This window comes from Pseudomonas sp. NFACC46-3, assembly GCF_900114515.1.
In the GTDB taxonomy this organism is placed as follows: Bacteria; Pseudomonadota; Gammaproteobacteria; order Pseudomonadales; family Pseudomonadaceae; genus Aquipseudomonas; species Aquipseudomonas fluorescens_Q.
Map to the genome: position 1 here is coordinate 44,409 of NZ_FOTH01000033.1, position 14,608 is coordinate 59,016.

General features: G+C 60.7%; 13 protein-coding genes. 8 read left to right on the forward strand and 5 right to left on the reverse strand.

Annotated features, from left to right (window positions below; genetic code table 11):
• Nucleotides 1-13: 13 nt before the first annotated feature.
• Nucleotides 14-808 carry an enoyl-ACP reductase FabI gene (gene fabI, locus BM300_RS24955; protein ID WP_007988438.1) on the forward strand — a complete coding sequence of 265 codons (795 nt, stop codon included), beginning with the start codon at nt 14-16 and terminating at the stop codon, nt 806-808.
• 733 nt (nt 809-1,541) lie between these two features.
• Here the strand turns inward: fabI and BM300_RS24965 are convergent.
• Complete coding sequence (locus BM300_RS24965; RefSeq protein WP_063325048.1) at nt 1,542-2,504, reverse strand: GGDEF domain-containing protein; 963 nt, start codon at nt 2,502-2,504, stop codon at nt 1,542-1,544.
• A 138-nt stretch (nt 2,505-2,642) separates the two neighbouring features.
• Here BM300_RS24965 and BM300_RS24970 point away from each other — a divergent pair, with 138 nt between their 5' ends.
• Nucleotides 2,643-3,467: a helix-turn-helix transcriptional regulator gene (locus BM300_RS24970; RefSeq protein ID WP_072341797.1), complete on the forward strand. Its 825-nt coding sequence runs from the start codon at nt 2,643-2,645 to the stop codon at nt 3,465-3,467.
• Nucleotides 3,468-3,685: 218 nt separating this feature from the next.
• On the opposite strand, the gene BM300_RS24975 is transcribed toward BM300_RS24970, so the two are convergent.
• On the reverse strand, nt 3,686-4,273 hold the full coding sequence (locus BM300_RS24975; protein WP_092464274.1) for a LysE family translocator: 588 nt from the start codon (nt 4,271-4,273) through the stop codon (nt 3,686-3,688).
• A 143-nt stretch (nt 4,274-4,416) separates the two neighbouring features.
• On the opposite strand from BM300_RS24975, the gene BM300_RS24980 reads away from it, so the two are divergent.
• Nucleotides 4,417-5,871: a TrkH family potassium uptake protein gene (locus BM300_RS24980; RefSeq protein ID WP_092348747.1), complete on the forward strand. Its 1,455-nt coding sequence runs from the start codon at nt 4,417-4,419 to the stop codon at nt 5,869-5,871.
• Nucleotides 5,872-5,940: 69 nt separating this feature from the next.
• On the opposite strand, the gene BM300_RS31095 is transcribed toward BM300_RS24980, so the two are convergent.
• Complete coding sequence (locus BM300_RS31095; RefSeq protein ID WP_063325047.1) at nt 5,941-6,420, reverse strand: hypothetical protein; 480 nt, start codon at nt 6,418-6,420, stop codon at nt 5,941-5,943.
• Nucleotides 6,421-6,565: 145 nt separating this feature from the next.
• Between BM300_RS31095 and BM300_RS24990 the strand changes: the two genes are divergently transcribed.
• The 3 genes from BM300_RS24990 to BM300_RS25000 all read left to right on the forward strand — a co-directional run bounded on the left by BM300_RS24990 (nt 6,566) and on the right by BM300_RS25000 (nt 8,905).
• Nucleotides 6,566-7,648: a bifunctional transcriptional activator/DNA repair enzyme AdaA gene (locus tag BM300_RS24990; protein ID WP_092145961.1), complete on the forward strand. Its 1,083-nt coding sequence runs from the start codon at nt 6,566-6,568 to the stop codon at nt 7,646-7,648.
• 23 nt (nt 7,649-7,671) lie between these two features.
• Entirely contained in the window at nt 7,672-8,289 is a 618-nt protein-coding gene (locus BM300_RS24995) for a DNA-3-methyladenine glycosylase family protein (RefSeq protein ID WP_092464275.1), read from the forward strand.
• Between the two features lie 127 nt (nt 8,290-8,416).
• Nucleotides 8,417-8,905: a GFA family protein gene (locus tag BM300_RS25000; RefSeq protein WP_092145963.1), complete on the forward strand. Its 489-nt coding sequence runs from the start codon at nt 8,417-8,419 to the stop codon at nt 8,903-8,905.
• Between the two features lie 148 nt (nt 8,906-9,053).
• On the opposite strand, the gene BM300_RS25005 is transcribed toward BM300_RS25000, so the two are convergent.
• The gene (locus BM300_RS25005; protein WP_060741958.1) at nt 9,054-9,659 is read right to left on the reverse strand and encodes a MiaE family protein; all 606 of its coding nucleotides are present in this window, start codon (nt 9,657-9,659) and stop codon (nt 9,054-9,056) included.
• A 178-nt stretch (nt 9,660-9,837) separates the two neighbouring features.
• Between BM300_RS25005 and BM300_RS25010 the strand changes: the two genes are divergently transcribed.
• A complete protein-coding gene (locus BM300_RS25010; RefSeq protein WP_072341820.1) occupies nt 9,838-10,701 on the forward strand; it encodes a universal stress protein in 864 nt (287 codons plus the stop codon).
• A 186-nt stretch (nt 10,702-10,887) separates the two neighbouring features.
• On the opposite strand, the gene BM300_RS25015 is transcribed toward BM300_RS25010, so the two are convergent.
• The gene (locus tag BM300_RS25015) at nt 10,888-11,358 is read right to left on the reverse strand and encodes a DUF1289 domain-containing protein (RefSeq protein WP_003202781.1); all 471 of its coding nucleotides are present in this window, start codon (nt 11,356-11,358) and stop codon (nt 10,888-10,890) included.
• A 407-nt stretch (nt 11,359-11,765) separates the two neighbouring features.
• On the opposite strand from BM300_RS25015, the gene acnB reads away from it, so the two are divergent.
• Nucleotides 11,766-14,375 carry a bifunctional aconitate hydratase 2/2-methylisocitrate dehydratase gene (gene acnB, locus BM300_RS25020; protein ID WP_003202783.1) on the forward strand — a complete coding sequence of 870 codons (2,610 nt, stop codon included), beginning with the start codon at nt 11,766-11,768 and terminating at the stop codon, nt 14,373-14,375.
• Nucleotides 14,376-14,608: the final 233 nt, after the last annotated feature.

A 14,608-nucleotide genomic window follows, 5' to 3' on the forward strand; every position in this document is an offset into this window, starting at 1 on the left:
AGAGGAGCAACACATGGGTTTTCTCGCCGGTAAGCGCGTACTGATCGTCGGTGTCGCCAGCAAGCTGTCCATCGCATCCGGCATCGCCGCCGCCATGCATCGCGAGGGCGCTGAGCTTGCCTTCACTTATCAGAACGACAAACTCAAGGGTCGTGTCGAAGAATTCGCACAAGGCTGGGGCTCGAGCCCTGAGCTGTGCTTCCCGTGCGACGTGGCCAGCGACGAAGAAATCGCCAAGGTCTTCGAAGAACTGAGCAAGAAGTGGGATGGCCTGGACTGCATCGTGCACTCCGTGGGCTTCGCCCCGGGCGACCAACTGGACGGCGACTTCACCGAAGCCACCACCCGCGAAGGTTTCCGCATTGCCCACGACATCAGCGCCTACAGCTTCGTGGCCCTGGCCAAGGCCGGTCGCGAAATGATGAAAGGCCGCAACGGCAGCCTGCTGACCCTGTCGTACCTGGGCGCCGAGCGCACCATGCCGAACTACAACGTCATGGGCATGGCCAAGGCCTCCCTGGAAGCCGGCGTACGTTACCTGGCCGGCTCCCTGGGCCCGGACGGCACCCGCGTCAACTGCGTATCGGCCGGTCCGATCCGCACCCTCGCCGCTTCCGGCATCAAGAACTTCCGCAAGATGCTGGCCGCCAACGAAGCGCAGACCCCGCTGCGTCGCAACGTCACCATCGAAGAAGTCGGCAACGCCGGCGCCTTCCTGTGCTCGGACCTGGCGTCGGGCATCAGCGGTGAAATCATGTACGTGGACGGCGGCTTCAACACCACCGCCATGGGTAGCCTCGAAGAGTAATCTTCACCCGCGCCACGCGTAAAAAAACGCCGCTCGTCCTGGAAAGGCCAAGCGGCGTTTTTTATTGCCGATTGTCGGATTACACCGCAATACCTTGTGGGAGCGAGCCTGCTCGCGATGGCGGTGAGTCTGCTGGCATTGATATGAATGTACCGACGCCTTCGCGAGCAAGCTCCCACCCCGGGGATTGGGCATGGCGTGGGTTAAGGGAATGCCTCGAATCAGTTTCAATTTCAAGAGCAAATCGGTTGATCGACCGGGATGCTTTTGAGCTTTTGAGCTTTTGAGCTTTTGAGCTTTTGAGCTTTTGTGGCGAGGGAGCTTGCTCCCGCTGGGTTGCGTAGCAGCCCCTCTCAAGCCCACCCAATCAACCTGATCCACCGCGTCGCCGGGTTCTAGGGCCGCTGCGCGGCCCAGCGGGAGCAAGCTCCCTCGCCACGGGGGATTGGGCATGGCGCGGGTTAAGGGAATGCCTCGAATCAGTTTCAATTTCAAGAGCAAATCGGTTGATCGACCGGGATGCTTTTGAGCTTTTTGTGGCGAGGGAGCTTGCTCCCGCTGGGCTGCGCAGCAGCCCCTCTCAAGCTCACTCAATCAACCTGATCCACCGCGTCGCCGGGCTCCAGGGCCGCTGCGTGCCCCAGCGGGAGCAAGCTCCCTCGCCATTGAATGAGGGGTGAGTCTCGGTTCTTCGACCAACATAAATCCCTGTGTGATCGGGGGTTGGCTTGTGCTAGCTGCGTAGCGCCTGTTTCTGTGCATACATCGCCGCGTCCGCGTCAGCCAATAGATTGTCGATCAACTGATGACGCTGGGCGTCGTACTCGATCTGGCCGACGCTGAAACGAATGTCATAGCCACGCTGCAACATCGCATTGCGCTCATCGAGGATTTCCTTGAGGCGCGCCATGATTGCCGCTATCTCGACATGGGAAGAACCGGTGAGCAACGCCACGAACTCATCACCGCCCAGGCGACCGATCACGTCACTTTCGCGAAAGGCGATACGCAGCACATCGGCGAAGGTTTTCAGCGCGTTGTCGCCCTCGGCGTGGCCATAACGGTCGTTGATCGGCTTGAAGTCGTTGAGATCGAAAAACAGCAACGTCGCCGGTCGCGACAAGCGATCACACACATTCAGCGCATGCTGGGCCAACGTCCTGAAGCCACGTCGATTGGATAGCAGCGTGAGCTCGTCCATGCTCGCCATCTGCACCGCGACCATTTCCTGTTCGGCCATGCGCGCCAAGTCGCGCAGCAGTTCGCGCTCCTCATCATTGAGTTTGCGCGGCCGGGTGTCGAGCAGGCACAACGTACCGAGCTTGCTACCGTCCTCCAGCCCCAGCGGATGCCCGGCGTAGAAACGAATGCCAGGCTTGTCCGTGACCAAGGGATTGTCGTGAAAGCGCTCGTCCTGCTCCGCGTCGCAGATTTCCAGGATCTGATCCTGCAAGATCGCATGCCCGCAAAAGGAAACTTCCCGCGGGGTTTCGCTGGCGTCCAGGCCGGCGCTGGACTTGAACCACTGCCGGTTGGCGTCCACCAGGGACACCAGGGCGATGGGCACGTCAAACAGACGTCGGGCAAGACGGGTCAGGCGGTCAAACCGTTCTTCAGGTGCGGTATCAAGCAGCTTGAGCGAGTGCAGATTTTTGAGGCGAGCGGCTTCGTCGTCCGGTTTGCGTGGCGCAAGCATCGGAAACTCCATTGGCAGGACTTCATGAAGTCTAGCCCAGGACCTCAGCCCTTCAAACCGAACGGGCTAAATCCGACGGGCATTTGCCGGTCAGGACTAATACACTGCCACTCAAGTTCAAGACGAGGACGCTGACCGATGAAGCACGCCCCCCATGACGACGCCCCACGCTTCTGGCGCGACGCGGCCCTGCCCTTCATCGAAGCCCGGGCCATCGGCGATGGGCGCAAGGTCTGCTATTCGCGCCACTCCCATGACCACTTTTCCATCGGCGCGATCACCGCTGGGCGCAGCACCTACCTTCACGAACGATCGAAATTCCAGGTGGAAAGTGGCACGGTGGTGCTGATGAACCCGGGCGACGTTCACGCGTGCAACCCAATCGACGATCAGCCGTGGTCCTACGTGATGTTGTACGTCGACACCCAATGGCTCAGAGACTTGCAGCGCCGTGTCGGCTTTGACGAAAGCCTGGATTTCCAGGGTTTCGCCACCACCCACAGCCGCGACGTGGAACTGTTTACCGCGTTGGAAAAACTGTATGGACAATTGGTAGACGAGCAACTCGACGCTGGCGACAAGCACGCCGCCGCCGAGGCATTTTTCATTGACCTGCAACAACGGCTCAACCCTGCCGGTCGCCCGGATCGTGGCAGCCATCCGAGCCTGATGCGTGCGGCACAGTTTATCCACGACCATTGCAGTGAAGCCTTGAAGCTGGAAGACATCTGCACCGCCGCGCAACTGTCGCCGTCCTACCTGAGCCGAGCCTTCAAGCGCCATTACGGGATGACGCCCCACGCCTTCCTGGTCAACCGCCGAATCCAGTTTGCCCGGCGCCAATTGCGCGAAGGCAAGCTGATCGCCGACGTGGCGCTGGACAGCGGGTTTGCCGACCAGGCGCATTTCCAGCGTGCCTTCAAGCAACACCTGGCGGCCACGCCCGGCCAGTATCGCGGCTGATACTGCCCCACCACCTTGTTTGGACCAAAAACAGGTGGACCTCTGTGGCGAGGGAGCTTGCTCCCGCTGGGCTACGCAGTAGCCCTCGATTCTGGGCGACTGCTGCGCAGTCGAGCGGGAGCAAGCTCCCTCGCCACAACAGCATCCCCGCCTCGAAAATGCGGATTATGGCCACAATAGCACTCGTCTCAAAAGCCCGGATTGCCCGCCACTTCTGCTCACGGCAACAATAAATACACCGCACTGGCCACCAATAACACCGCCATCGTCCGATTGAACAGGCGCATGGTCGCCGGATTACCCAGCCAGCTGCGCAGAAAACTCCCGGCGTAAGCCCAGCAGCCCACCGAGACGTAGCAGATCACCAGGTAGATCGCCGCAAACTGCCACACCAGCCGCGCCTCGCCATCGGCCACGAATGCCCCCATTCCCGCCACGCAGGCCAGCCACGCCTTGGGGTTGAGCCATTGCATCAACGCGCCATAGAACATCGAAGGCGCCCGTCCCTCGTCCTCGCTTCCCAGGTGCCCGTTATCCATCACCAGTTTCCAGGCCATGAACAACAGGAACGCCACACCGCCCAGTTGCACCACCCGTGTGAGGCCAGGCCAGCGTTGCAACACTTCATGCAATCCCAACCCCATCAGCACCAGCAGCAAGACAAACCCCAGGGTTGCACCGCCCACATGGCGCAACGTCGTACGAAACCCGTACCGCGCCCCGGAGCTGAGGGCGACGATATTGACCGGGCCAGGTGTAATGGAGGCGACCAGGGCAAACGCCGCCATGGAAAGAATCAAACTCATCGCATACCTTCTTTGTATCTGTGAGGGGACGATCAAGGTAAATTGCCAATCGCAGGCGGTATTGAACAAAACTGCCCAAGGGGGCTACCCATCAGCCCTTCACAAAAACAATACTGTGCGGCTCATTCATCCAGGCGTGTTCTATGTCCATTGCGGTAGTGCGGTTTATTGGCTTCATCCTCGGTATTTTCCTGATCACCCTGGCTGCCAGCATGGCAATCCCGCTTTTGACGCTGGTGATATACGAGCGCAACGATGACCTCTCGGCGTTTTTGTGGTCGAGCCTGATCACCTTCGTCTGCGGCATCGCGTTAGTGGCGCGTGGTCGGCCAGCACACACCCAGATGCGCCCGCGGGACATGTACCTGTTGACCACCGCCAGTTGGGTCATCGTTTGCAGCTTCGCCGCCCTGCCCATGGTGTTCATCCAGCACATCAGCTACACCGATGCCTTTTTCGAGACCATGTCGGGCATCACCACCACCGGCTCGACCATCCTTACCGGCCTGGACACGGCCTCTCCCGGCCTGTTGATCTGGCGCTCGATGTTGCAGTGGCTCGGCGGGATCGGCTTCATCGGCATGGCGGTGGCGATCCTGCCATTGCTGCGGGTCGGTGGCATGCGGCTGTTCCAGACCGAGTCGTCGGACTGGTCGGAAAAAGTCACACCGCGTTCCCATGTCGCGGCAAATTACATCCTGTTGATCTACATAGGATTGAGCGCTCTGGCGGCCCTGGCCTTGTGGCTGGCCGGCATGACGCCTTTCGAGGCGATCAATCATGCAATGTCGATGATCTCTACGGGGGGGTTTTCCACATCGGATTCATCCCTGGCGCACTGGCCCCAACCGGCCATTCACTGGGTGTCGGTGGTCGTCATGATGGCAGGCGCGCTGCCCTTCACTTTGTACGTCGCCACCTTGCGCGGCCACAAACGCGCGTTGCTCAAGGACCAGCAAGTCAAGGGATTCGTCGGATTCCTGGTCATCACCTGGCTCATCGTGGGGACCTGGCTGAGCCTGAACAGCGACTACAGCTGGTGGGATGCGGTCCGTATCGTGGCCGTCAACGTGACGTCGGTGGTCACCACCACGGGCGTGGCGCTGGGCGACTACACCCTATGGGGCAGCTTTGCCTTGCTGCTGTTCTTCTATTTGACGTTCGTTGGCGGTTGCTCGGGATCGACGGCCGGCGGACTGAAGATCTTCCGCTTCCAGGTAGCCGGCGAGTTATTGATGGGCAGCCTGAAACAACTGATCCATCCCCGGGCGGTGATCCAGAAAAAATACAACGATCACCCCATCGACGAAGAGATCGTCCGCTCGCTGCTGACCTTCTCGTTCTTCTTCACCATCACCATTGGCGCTATCGCCCTGGGGCTGGCGCTGATCGGTCTGGACTGGACCACCGCCCTGACCGGCGCGGCCACCGCCGTGTGCAACGTGGGGCCCGGGCTGGGCACGATCATCGGGCCCGCCGGCAACTTCTCGACCTTGCCGGATGCGGCGAAGTGGCTGCTGACCATAGGCATGCTGCTAGGTCGGCTGGAAATCCTGACGGTACTGGTGTTGTTCACGCCGGTGTTCTGGAAGTATTGAAGACATCGGGCACAAGACAAAAAAAACCGCGATGCCCTGAACAGGCGTCGCGGCTTTTTTTTCAAGCGATCAGCGGTCGTTCTTGATCGAAGAGCTGGTCGCGTTGGTCAGGCCCTTGGTGTTGTGGGTACCTGGTGTAGCGGTGGAAATCGCCGATGCCTTGGTCAGGCCACGGGTATCACGGTCCTTGGCGATGGTCGAAGTCAGCGAGGACTTGCTGGTGCGATCGGTACGGGTGGTGCCGGTGTGCTTGCCGCTCAGACCATGATCGCGGGTACGGGTACCGGTGTGGTCGCTAGCCAATCCTTTGCCAAGGCCGCTGGAATCACCAGACTTGTCATGGCCCTGGCCTCCGCCGATGCCACCACCGTGGCCGCCGCCATTTCCTCCACCGTGACCGCCACCCCCACCATTGCCACCACCACCGCCGCCATTGCCTGCGGCATAGCTCGAACCGATAGGCGACAACTCAGCAGGCAGCAAGGCCGAGGCACCGAACGCCAAGGCACAGACAGCAACGGCGATGAGAGATTTCTTATGTTTGGACATGATGTCTCCGAAAGACAAAAACAACGGTTGAACCTTTAAGACTCTCAGGTTCAATTTTTGTTCGTGACCGTCCGACCAAGTGAGCGGAAATTCACTGTCGATTTTTCGGTGGAGTCGTTCCAGGCACGGTTCTATGCTCAGGCCCATGAACCTACACGACTCGCTGCTCCCGCCCCATGCCGAGATGGTCCGCGCCATGCTCGAACGAGACACTGCCTACGAGGGGGTGTTCTTCACTGCGGTCAAGACCACCGGTATTTTCTGTCGCCCCAGTTGCACCGCGCGCAAGCCGAAACCGGAGAACGTGGAGTTCTTCGCCCATGCCGACGAAGCCATGTCGGCCGGTTACCGGGCCTGCCTGCGCTGCAAGCCCCTGGACGCCGCCGCCATCGCGCCAGACTGGATCCAGGCCCTGCTCAAAACCGTGGACGCCGAACCCGACCTGCGCTGGACCGATGCCTTGTTGCTGGAACAAGGTATCGAGCCACTGAAATTGCGCCGCTGGTTCAAGCAACATTTCGGCATGACCTTTCACGCCTATCTGCGCACCCGCCGCCTGGGCATCGCCTTGGGCGGCATCAAGGACGGCAACTCCATCGACAACGCCGCATTCGACTCCGGTTATGAGTCATTGAGCGGTTTTCGTGACGCCTTCGTGAAATCCTTTCACATCACGCCGGGCCGCGCAGCCCTCAGCGAACCTTTGCTGTTCACCCGCCTGACCACACCGTTGGGCCCCATGCTGGCCATGGCCGAACGACGAGGCCTGGTGCTGCTGGAATTCCTCGACCGCCCGGCCCTGACCAAGGAGCTGGAAGAGCTGCAGCTACGCTACGGCTACACGGTTGCGCCGGGGCACAACGCTCATTTGCAACAGATCGAAACCGAACTGGCCGAATATTTCGCCGGCAAGCTCACGGCATTCAACGTTCCGCTGCACATGCCGGGCAGCGCCTTCGCCGTACGGGTCTGGGCTGAACTGCAAAAGATTCCCTACGGCGAAACCCGCAGCTACGGCGGCATCGCCACGGCGCTGGGCAGCCCGGGCGCCAGCCGCGCCGTGGGCCTGGCCAACGGGCAGAATCGCTTGGCCATCGTCATTCCCTGCCATCGAGTGATCGGTGCGGATGGCTCGTTGACCGGCTATGGTGGCGGACAGCCGCGCAAGGCATTTCTGCTACGGCTGGAGAAAGCCGCGGTGCAGGTTTCGCTGCCCCTGGCGTTTTGAGCGCCCCGGAGAACAAATACCCGATGCCTGTGCCCTACCACGACGCCAGCGCGTTGCTGGCAAGTCTCGACGAAGACTGGCGACGTCACGTCGAGGCGATCGGCCCTTGCCTGCTGCAACCCAAGCCGGCCCGCGATCCCTATGAAGCCTTGGTGCGGGCGATTGCCTACCAGCAACTGCACGCCAAGGCAGGCGATGCCATCCTCGGTCGGCTGCTGGCGTTGTTCCCGGCGCAGACATTCCCCCATCCCGGGCAGATCCTGGCGACAGACGTTGCGCAGTTGCGCGGCTGCGGGTTTTCAGCCAGCAAGATCGCGACGATCCAGGGCATCGCCCAGGCGACGCTGGACGGAGTCGTGCCGGATTACGCCACAGCGCGGGCGATGGAGGATGAAGCGTTGATCGAACGCCTGGTCAGCTTGCGCGGCGTCGGGCGTTGGACCGTGGAAATGCTACTGATCTACAGCCTGGAACGCCCCGACATCCTGCCGGCCGATGACTTTGGCGTACGCGAAGGTTATCGACGGCTAAAGGGGTTGGAACGACAGCCCAGCCGCAAGCAGATGATTGAGATCGGCCTGGCGTGGAGCCCTTATCGGACGGTGGCGGCGTGGTATTTGTGGCGAGTGCCCGGTCGTTAGACCGTGTCTTCGTTCATCGCGAGCTTGCTCGCGATAGCGTCCGCATGTCAGCCATGCGTTCCACTGCCCAGAACATCGGGCCGCCCAGGCTGTCCAGAGTCATTACAGTCCCCAATCGGAGGTTCCCATGCAGCTCGAAGGATCCTGCCACTGCGGCGCCGTGTCGTTCACCCTCGACAGCGCCCACCCCTACCCTTATCAGCGCTGCTACTGCTCGATCTGCCGCAAGACCCAGGGCGGCGGCGGTTTTGCGATCAACCTGGGGGGCGATGCCCAGAGCCTGAAGGTGCGCGGTCGCAAGCACATCTCGATCTACCACGCACGACTCAAGGACGAAGGCGATAAACGCGCCCACCGCAGCAGTGCCGAACGGCATTTCTGTTCCTTGTGCGGTTCGGGGCTATGGCTGTTCAGCCCCGAATGGCCGGAGCTGGTTCACCCCTTTGCCTCGGCCATCGACACACCGCTGCCGGTACCGCCGGAGCACACCCACCTGATGCTGGGTTCCAGGGCGTCGTGGGTGGAAGTCGAGGCGCATCCGGACGACCGGCAGTTCGAGGTTTATCCCGAGGAGTCCATTGCCCAGTGGCACGAGCGCCTGGGGCTGGTCACTTAGAGATGCAGTGCTGCATAAGGCCCCATCGCGAGCAAGCTCCCACATTGGACTTGGGAAATTCACAAATCCCCTGTGGGAGCGAGCTTGCTCGCGAGGACGTCAGGAGCGGCATCTTCTCTGCACTATCCCTCTGAACTATCCCTTTGAACTATCGAGCCGGCACACCACTGTGGAAACGAAACTCCACATCCGGCGATTCGATCAGCTCCCGCTCGGCCTCACGAACCTTGTCGATCACCTGGGCAATGTCCTTGGCGTCACCGTACTGGTAAGCCAGTTTCAGGTAGCCCTGGAAATGCCGGGCTTCGCTTTTCAGCAAACCGAAATAGAACTTGCCCAGTTCTTCATCCAGATGCGGCACCAAGGCCTCGAAACGCTCGCAACTGCGGGCCTCGATGAAGGCGCCAACCACCAGGGTGTCCACCAGCTTGACCGGTTCGTGGCTGCGTACCACCTTGCGCAGCCCCGAGGCATAACGCCCGGCGGAGAGCTGACGCAAACCGATCTTGCGCTTTTTCATCAAGCGCATGACCTGCTCGTGATGCACCAGCTCTTCCCGGGCCAGACGCGACATCAGATTGATCAGGTCGACGTGGGAATGGTATTTGGCGATCAGGCTCAGGGCAGTGCTGGCCGCCTTGAACTCGCAATTCTTGTGGTCGATCAGCAACGTTTCCTGGTCAGCCAACGCGGCCTGGACCCAGGCATCGGGGGTGCGGCAACCAAGGAATTCGTGAATTTCGGGAAGATTCATGGGGCTCACGGGAAAAGGTAGTCGAGCGAAGGGCGCCGATTATACCGGCCTGCCCCCAGACCACCAGCCACCGCCGTTGATATGCATCAAGTCAAAGACTCACCTACAGCAACTAGACTGCCCCACAACAACTATAGTTGAGCAACGCCAGCCTTTTCATTGCAGGAGAACGCCGATCATGCAAGCCATTCGCAGCATCCTGGTGGTTATTGAGCCCGAACATTCGGAAAGCCTGGCGCTCAAGCGCGCCAAACTGATCGCCGGAGTGACCCAGGCCCACCTGCACCTGCTGGTGTGTGACAAAAAGCATGACCATGCCGGCCTGCTCAGCGTGCTCAAGGCCGCACTGCTGGCCGACGGCTACAGCGTCACCACCGAGCAGGCCTGGAACGAAAGCCTCCACGACACCATCATCGACGTGCAGCAGGCGGAAGGTTGCGGTCTGGTGATCAAGCAGCACTTCCCCGACAGCCCGCTGAAAAAAGCCCTGCTGACCCCGGCGGACTGGAAGCTGCTCCGCCACTGCCCAACCCCGGTGCTGCTGGTGAAAACCGCCGGTTCCTGGAAAGACAAGGTGATCCTGGCCGCCGTCGACGTTGGCAATGCCGACGGCGAGCATCGCCACCTGCACTCCACCATCATCGATCATGGCTATGACATCGCCCTCCTCGCCAAGGCCCACTTGCACGTGATCAGTGCCCACCCCACACCGATGCTTTCGTCCGCCGACCCGACGTTCCAGCTCAAGGAAACCATCGAGGCCCGCTATCGCGAACAATGCCGGGCATTCCAGGCCGAGTTCGACATCGACGACCAGCATCTGCACATCGAAGAAGGCCCAGCGGACGTATTGATTCCGTACATGGCGCGCAAGCTGCAGGCGGCGGTGACGGTGATCGGCACCGTGGCCCGTTCGGGGTTGTCCGGGGTGCTGATCGGCAACACCGCCGAGGCCGTGCTCGATACGCTGGAAAGCGATGTGCTGGTGCTCAAGCCGCAGGAGGTCGAGGACCATCTGGTGGAGTTGGCGGTCAAGGAATAAAGCGAATGGGCTTTTTGTGGCGAGGGAGCTTGCTCCCGCTGGGTTGCGAAGCGACCCTCGCTCTTGATCTTAAAAATTTCCGGGCCTGAAAAATCCAGGCGTCTGCTGCGCAGCCGAGCGGGAGCAAGCTCCCTCGCCACAAAAGCTCCCAGGCACAAAAGCGCCTTTGCATAAATGGCCGGGGAGTCAGCCGCCAATCGCATCCTTCAGGAACCCCGGCGCGATGTAGCGCTGGTAGTGGGCTTCGGACAGGAGGAAAAATTCCCGATCAATGGCGTCGCGCAGGTCTGGCAGGTCCCAGTCGCGAAACTCCGGCATCAGCACCATGCCGTAGGCTTCCAGGTTGTTGATCACCCGCGCACCCCTGGCGATCAACTGATAGGCCCAGCAATATTCCGACTGGTGCGGCACAAAGCGGATCTTGCGCGACTCCAGTTGCTGGCGCAGCAATACCGGGTCGAAAACCTCCAACTTGGCCACCATCACCTGCACCAACAGTTGCTCGAGCCGCATCCACACCGCGCGCTTTTCGTCCTCGTTGTAGCCGTTCCAGTGAATCACTTCATGGTGGAATCGCTTGCAGCCACGGCACACCAGGTCACCGTAGACAGTGGAGCAAAGGCCGACGCAGGGGGTCTTGATGAGCTGGTTGGGCATAAGGAAACGCACACGCAAAAGCAGGACAGGCCGGCATGTTAGCCCTTTGTCTAAGATTGATCACCCCTCAAACTTCCAGGCCCAACTTACCTTTAATTTTTTTTTCCCGTAGAATCAGCCAGCCTTTTAAGGCGCCAATGTCCGTTAGAAGCTGTTTTCAAAGCGTCACGAGCACAGTCGTTCCTTCAGAGCGGTGTTGGCGAAGGGTCTTTCCAGCGGGGAAAGCCCAACGCCAACCCTCATCAGCTCCCGTTCTGCAGGCGTAAAACTTTGAAAGCAGCTTCTGTGAGGAACGTGCGGAAACTCTGGCGTGATGGCTCAAAAAGCCGTCGACGCGCATGAGTACCGTGGGTTCCTGGATGAGCGTCCCGGACACCCATTTGGGACCACTGATGAGGGTAATAACTGTGCTTGAAGCCTACCGCAAACATATCGAAGAGCGCGCAGCCCTGGGTATCGTTCCCCAGCCGCTTAACGCCGAACAAACCGCAGGCCTGATCGAGCTGCTGAAAAATCCTCCGGCTGGCGAAGAAGCTTTCCTCGTTGACCTGATCACCAATCGCGTTCCGCCTGGAGTCGACGAGGCTGCCTACGTCAAGGCCGGCTTCCTGTCCGCCCTGGCCAAGGGCCAGGCCCAATCCCCTCTGCTGGACAAGAAGCGTGCCGTTGAACTGCTCGGCACCATGCAGGGCGGCTATAACATCGTGACCCTGGTGGAACTGCTGGACGACGCCGAGCTGGCGCCGGTAGCCGCCGAAGAACTCAAGCACACCCTGCTGATGTTCGATGCCTTCCACGACGTGGCTGAAAAAGCCAAGAACGGCAACGTTCACGCCAAGGCCGTGCTGCAATCCTGGGCTGACGGCGAATGGTTCAAGAAGCGCCCGGTGCTGGCCGACAAGATCAGCCTGCGTGTGTTCAAGGTAACCGGCGAAACCAACACCGACGACCTGTCCCCTGCTCCAGACGCCTGGTCGCGTCCCGACATCCCGCTGCACGCCCTGGCCATGCTGAAAATGGCCCGTGACGGCATCGTTCCGGACGAGCAAGGCAAGACCGGCCCGATGAAGCAGATCGAAGAAATGCGCGGCCAAGGCTTCCCGATCGCCTACGTCGGTGACGTGGTCGGTACCGGTTCCTCGCGTAAATCGGCGACCAACTCGGTGCTGTGGTTCTTCGGCGACGACATTCCTTATGTGCCGAACAAGCGCGCTGGCGGTTTCTGCTTCGGCAGCAAAATCGCTCCGATCTTCTACAACACCATGGAAGATGCCGGCGCACTGCCAATCGAGTTCGACGTTTCGAACATGAACATGGGCGACGTGATCGACCTGTACCCACATGCAGGCAAAGTCTGCAAGCACGGTACCGACGAAGTCATCACCACCTTCGAAATGAAGACCCCCGTACTGTTGGACGAAGTCCGTGCCGGCGGCCGTATTCCGCTGATCATTGGCCGTGGCCTGACCGAGAAGGCTCGCGCCGAGCTGGGCCTGCCACCGTTCGACCTGTTCAAGAAACCTGAAGCTCCCGCTGAAAGCACCAAGGGCTTCACCCTGGCGCAGAAGATGGTCGGCAAGGCTTGTGGCCTGGCAGAAGGCCAAGGCGTACGTCCTGGCACCTACTGCGAACCGAAAATGACCACCGTGGGCTCCCAGGACACCACCGGTCCAATGACCCGTGACGAACTGAAAGACCTGGCGTGCCTGGGCTTCTCGGCTGACCTGGTGATGCAGTCCTTCTGCCACACCGCAGCCTATCCAAAGCCGATCGACGTCACCACCCACCACACCCTGCCTGACTTCATCATGACCCGTGGCGGCGTTTCCCTGCGTCCGGGCGACGGCATCATCCACTCGTGGCTGAACCGCATGCTGCTGCCAGACACCGTCGGTACCGGTGGTGACTCCCACACCCGCTTCCCGATGGGCATCTCGTTCCCGGCCGGTTCTGGCCTGGTCGCGTTCGCCGCTGCCACTGGCGTCATGCCGCTGGACATGCCGGAATCGATCCTGGTGCGCTTCAAAGGCAAGATGAAACCTGGCATCACCCTGCGTGACCTGGTTCATGCCATTCCGTACTTCGCCATCCAGAACGGTCTGCTGACGGTCGAGAAGAAAGGCAAGAAAAACGCCTTCTCCGGCCGCATCCTGGAAATCGAAGGCCTGGAAGGCCTGACCCTGGAACAGGCTTTCGAACTGTCCGACGCCTCGGCCGAACGTTCGGCTGCCGGTTGCACCATCAAGCTGTCGAAAGAATCGATCACCGAGTACCTGCAATCGAACATCACCCTGCTGCGCTGGATGATCGGCGAAGGCTACGGTGATGCCCGGACCCTGGAACGTCGCGCCCAAGCGATGGAAGCCTGGATCGCCAACCCGCAACTGATGGAAGCCGATGCCGACGCCGAATACGCCGAAGTCATCGAAATCGATCTGGCCGACATCAGCGAGCCGGTGCTCTGCGCGCCGAACGACCCGGACGACGCCCGTCTGCTCTCCAGCGTGGCTGGCGAGAAGATCGACGAAGTGTTCATCGGTTCGTGCATGACCAACATCGGTCACTTCCGCGCTGCCGGCAAGTTGCTGGAGCAGGTCAAGGGCCAGCTGCCAACCCGTCTGTGGCTGTCGCCGCCGACCAAGATGGACGCTCACCAGCTCACCGAAGAAGGCTACTACGGCATCTACGGCAAGGCCGGCGCACGCATGGAAATGCCAGGCTGCTCGCTGTGCATGGGTAACCAGGCACGCGTTGAGCCGAACAGCACCGTGGTGTCGACGTCGACCCGTAACTTCCCGAACCGCCTGGGTGACGGAGCGAACGTCTACCTGGCTTCGGCCGAACTGGCGTCCGTGGCTTCGATCCTGGGTCGCCTGCCGACCGTCGAGGAGTACATGGAATACGCCGGCAAGATCGACAGCATGGCAGCGGACGTGTACCGCTACCTGAGCTTCGACCAGATCGCCGAGTTCCGTGAAGCGGCTGCAAACGCCAACATCCCGGTCGTTCAAGCCTAAGGCTTAGACGCTCGACAAAAAACACCGCCCTTCTTGCGAGGGGCGGCGTTTTTTTATGCCTGTCATTTCGATGCCAGCCGAATCACCGCCATCGCGAGCAGACTAACGTCGGTGTATCTGACAGGCCGATCTCCTGTGGCGAGGGAGCTTGCTCCCGCTGGGGCGCGAAGCGGCCCTGAGTCCTGACGACTCGGTGTGTCAGGTAAGTGGTTGGGGGCTGCTGCGCAGCCCAG

What these genes read in the sequence shown, in the direction of transcription:
- fabI (WP_007988438.1), top strand. Translation starts at nt 14, where the DNA reads ATGGGTTTTCTCGCCGGTAAGCGCGTACTGATCGTCGGTGTCGCCAGC.
- BM300_RS25015 (WP_003202781.1), bottom strand. Translation starts at nt 11,358, where the DNA reads ATGCCCAACCAGCTCATCAAGACCCCCTGCGTCGGCCTTTGCTCCACT.
- BM300_RS24965 (WP_063325048.1), bottom strand. Translation starts at nt 2,504, where the DNA reads ATGCTTGCGCCACGCAAACCGGACGACGAAGCCGCTCGCCTCAAAAAT.
- BM300_RS31095 (WP_063325047.1), bottom strand. Translation starts at nt 6,420, where the DNA reads ATGTCCAAACATAAGAAATCTCTCATCGCCGTTGCTGTCTGTGCCTTG.
- BM300_RS25005 (WP_060741958.1), bottom strand. Translation starts at nt 9,659, where the DNA reads ATGAATCTTCCCGAAATTCACGAATTCCTTGGTTGCCGCACCCCCGAT.
- BM300_RS24990 (WP_092145961.1), top strand. Translation starts at nt 6,566, where the DNA reads ATGAACCTACACGACTCGCTGCTCCCGCCCCATGCCGAGATGGTCCGC.
- BM300_RS25000 (WP_092145963.1), top strand. Translation starts at nt 8,417, where the DNA reads ATGCAGCTCGAAGGATCCTGCCACTGCGGCGCCGTGTCGTTCACCCTC.
- BM300_RS24995 (WP_092464275.1), top strand. Translation starts at nt 7,672, where the DNA reads ATGCCTGTGCCCTACCACGACGCCAGCGCGTTGCTGGCAAGTCTCGAC.
- BM300_RS24970 (WP_072341797.1), top strand. Translation starts at nt 2,643, where the DNA reads ATGAAGCACGCCCCCCATGACGACGCCCCACGCTTCTGGCGCGACGCG.
- BM300_RS25010 (WP_072341820.1), top strand. Translation starts at nt 9,838, where the DNA reads ATGCAAGCCATTCGCAGCATCCTGGTGGTTATTGAGCCCGAACATTCG.
- BM300_RS24980 (WP_092348747.1), top strand. Translation starts at nt 4,417, where the DNA reads ATGTCCATTGCGGTAGTGCGGTTTATTGGCTTCATCCTCGGTATTTTC.
- BM300_RS24975 (WP_092464274.1), bottom strand. Translation starts at nt 4,273, where the DNA reads ATGAGTTTGATTCTTTCCATGGCGGCGTTTGCCCTGGTCGCCTCCATT.